Source organism: Pseudomonas sp. GW821-FHT09E12, assembly GCF_059416085.1.
The window spans coordinates 1-3,116 of record NZ_JBWKOM010000018.1 but is presented as its reverse complement, the minus strand read 5'-3'; the positions used below and the strand labels follow the sequence as shown (position 1 = coordinate 3,116).

General features: G+C 53.3%; 4 protein-coding genes and 3 tRNA genes. All 7 read right to left on the bottom strand.

The genetic code is table 11. The features are described 5' to 3' along the window. A partial coding sequence (locus AC07PQ_RS30690; RefSeq protein ID WP_401029794.1) for a GTP-binding protein occupies positions 1–269 on the bottom strand: 269 nt, incomplete at its 3' end. A gap of 84 nt (positions 270–353) precedes the next feature. Then, positions 354–429, bottom strand: a tRNA-Thr gene (locus AC07PQ_RS30685). A 26-nt stretch (positions 430–455) separates the two neighbouring features. Further along, a tRNA-Gly gene (locus tag AC07PQ_RS30680) sits at positions 456–529 on the bottom strand. 24 nt (positions 530–553) lie between these two features. Next, positions 554–638 (bottom strand) — tRNA-Tyr (locus tag AC07PQ_RS30675). A 142-nt stretch (positions 639–780) separates the two neighbouring features. Continuing rightward, complete coding sequence (locus tag AC07PQ_RS30670) at positions 781–1,218, bottom strand: hypothetical protein (protein ID WP_007924210.1); 438 nt, start codon at positions 1,216–1,218, stop codon at positions 781–783. A 7-nt stretch (positions 1,219–1,225) separates the two neighbouring features. Next, a complete protein-coding gene (locus tag AC07PQ_RS30665; RefSeq protein WP_007924212.1) occupies positions 1,226–1,975 on the bottom strand; it encodes a pantothenate kinase in 750 nt (249 codons plus the stop codon). Then, positions 1,965–2,924 carry a bifunctional biotin--[acetyl-CoA-carboxylase] ligase/biotin operon repressor BirA gene (gene birA, locus AC07PQ_RS30660; RefSeq protein WP_493186775.1) on the bottom strand — a complete coding sequence of 320 codons (960 nt, stop codon included), beginning with the start codon at positions 2,922–2,924 and terminating at the stop codon, positions 1,965–1,967. Before birA ends, AC07PQ_RS30665 begins: the two co-directional genes overlap by 11 nt. Positions 2,925–3,116 lie beyond the last annotated feature (192 nt).

Below are 3,116 nucleotides of genomic sequence, written 5' to 3'. Positions count from 1 at the left end.
TTGACGTAGTCGGCGTGACCTGGGCAGTCAACGTGCGCGTAGTGACGAATGTTCGAATCGTACTCTACGTGCGCAGTGTTGATGGTGATACCACGAGCCTTTTCTTCCGGGGCGCTGTCGATCTTGTCGAAGTCAACACGAGCCGAACCGAAAACCTCGGAGCAGACGCGAGTCAGAGCAGCAGTCAGAGTGGTTTTACCGTGGTCAACGTGACCAATGGTACCAACGTTGACGTGCGGCTTATTACGTTCGAACTTTTCCTTAGCCATCGAAATCACCCCTAGGAGAAGAATTGAGCAAGTCACACAAGCCATTAAAACAAAGGCAGATATTTTCATATCTGCCTTGTTATATGGAGCTCTTGAGCGGATTTGAACCGCTGACCTCACCCTTACCAAGGGTGTGCTCTACCAACTGAGCTACAAGAGCGAAACACTTTGCACAACCTGCAAACTTGGAGCGGGTAGCGGGAATCGAACCCGCATCATCAGCTTGGAAGGCTGAGGTTCTACCACTAAACTATACCCGCGGAGCCTGCAGCTCACGCTAAATCTGGTGGAGGGGGAAGGATTCGAACCTTCGAAGTCGTAGACGTCAGATTTACAGTCTGATCCCTTTGGCCGCTCGGGAACCCCTCCTAAGCGAGGCAGCATTCTACATCATGCCACCCTTCTGTCAAGCATTTTCTCATTAAAAACCTGAGGTTAGCTGCGTTGACCTCGCTTCGCTGCGTCTACCTCTAGAGGTCTTCACTGCGGAGCGGGCGCCATTCTATGCAAACTACTCGACAGTTGCAATGCCTTCGCATGACATTATTTTATGTTTTAACTCATTGAATTCTTTAGCAAGATTCTGCAGCAGCGAATCATCCAGCAAATGCTTGCTTTCAGGAGCCACCCGCAACCAGTAACCAGAAGCATCAGGCAACCCCAAGGACTTCAACCGGACCTCCACCCCCAATGCCGACAGACGCTGCTCGAGCATTTGAGCCTGATCACGACGAGCAAAACCACCTATATAGAGGCAATCGGCTTGAGCCCCACCCTTGTCACGCCTAGAGAGAGCGTCAGACGACTCACTCAACAAGCGGATATCCTGCTGGGACCCTTTATAAAGCGTCAGAGGTGTTACCTCCTTGGCACGTAAAGGCACTTCCTGCTGATGCCAGACGTAATAGAACACATTGAGAACCAGAAGCAGCAGGAACAACCAGCGCATAAAAACCTCAGGACAATGGGCATGCCATAGCCAATCCGACAAAAACCAGATCCGGAACCACTCGCCCTTGCGGGACAACCCCAGAAACCAGATCAGCATCACCACCAGTGAGAAATACTACGAAATCATCCCCCCAGTAACCACGCGCCAACTCCAACTGAGTTAGAACGAACCCCCTCAACATCAATGAGCAGCCACGCTCTACCGCCTCAACCGTCGTACGACCCGGCAACAGGCTCACCAGCGCACGTTCAGCAGACAAATCATCGTACCGAATTCGACGAGTGTGAGTTCTCAGCTGATTACGCATCAATGGCATCCCTGGGCAGATAAACCCCCCCAGGTGCTCGCCATCCGCAGCAATGAAATCCGCAGTAACCGCCGTCCCGAAATCGAGTACCAGGCAGGCACCAGCCGCAAGGCGAAAGCCTCCCAGCATGGCAAGCCAGCGATCCAGGCCAAGTCGCTCAAACTCCTCATAACCATTTCGTACGCCGGCCATTTCTTTCGCAGGCGCAGCACAGATCACCGCCACGCCAAAAGCCTGAACCAACATGGAAGTAAGCTTGCTCGTCTCCTCGGCCGTGCGCACGCTGACCAAGCGGCAGCGGGTCAAAACCAAGCCGTTTAGCGTACGCAGATGCCCGACCAAAGCATCATCGGAATCAACCACACCCTCAGCAAATACCCCAAGCGCAGCATTATCCAGAACGCGCCATTTAATGAAGCTGTTTCCGCAATCAAGCTCAAGAATCATTGCGTAACCTCAAGCTGAGCTCACCACCGCTGTAGACCTTCTCAACCCCATCCACCCTCAATCGCAATGCGCCCTGCTGATCGATGCCCATAACAACACCGTCTATTTTATTGATCCCAGCAATCAGAGACACCGCACTACCTTGCCACAAGTGATTCTGCTCCCATTCCTCTTGAATAGAGGAAAAGCCCTGGGTTTGGTGGCGCTCCAGGTAAGCTTTCAGCACCATGCTCAGCCGAGCAACCAACTGGTTACGATCAACCTGCTTGCCGGACTCAAGCCGTACAGACGTCCACTGCTGATCAATCTCGTCGGCTTTCTGCATGCTGACGTTGATACCTACACCCAGAACTACATGACAGACATCAGCAGGATCCCCAACCAGCTCCAACAGGATTCCGGCGATTTTTTTGCGCCCAACTAAAACATCGTTTGGCCACTTCAGGCCCGCACCAGCAATTCCAAACTCGCGCAAGGTTTGCATGACCGCCAGCCCGACTACCAAGCTGAGCCCTTCAAGCTGACGCATTCCACCATCGATACGCAGTACGAGGCTGTAATAAACATTTTCTGCAAAAGGGCTAGCCCATTTTCGCCCTCTCCGACCGCGCCCCGCCGTCTGACGCTCAGCAAGCACCAGGAACGGCGCAGGTACGCCACGCTCGACAGCCCTCAGAGCTTCGGCGTTTGTAGAGTCGATAGAATCGAAAACCAGCACAGCCCAAGGGCAATCCTTTGATTGCTCGTAAATATCAGCCGGACTCAGAAGCGTCAGCGGGGCCGCCAACTGATAGCCGCGGCCGCGAACTTTATGGATAGAGAGCCCCAGCTCAGCCTCCAACTGCTGCAACTGCTTCCACACGGCACTGCGACTAACGCCCAAGGCGGCACCAAGGGCCTGGCCCGAGTGAAACCGCCCATCCTTCAGAAGCTCCAACAATGTCAGCATGCAGATCTCGCCTCACAATGAGGCAGGCATGATAGCCATGCCTAGGGCTGTTGCATAGAAAGCGTGACCAGGCACAATCAAGCAGCTAGCAGCTGCAATTTGAAAGGCTTTTCCTCGCGCAAAAACAAAACCCCAATTGCTTTCGCAATTGGGGTTTCGGAATTTAATCTTGACGATGACCTACTCTCACAT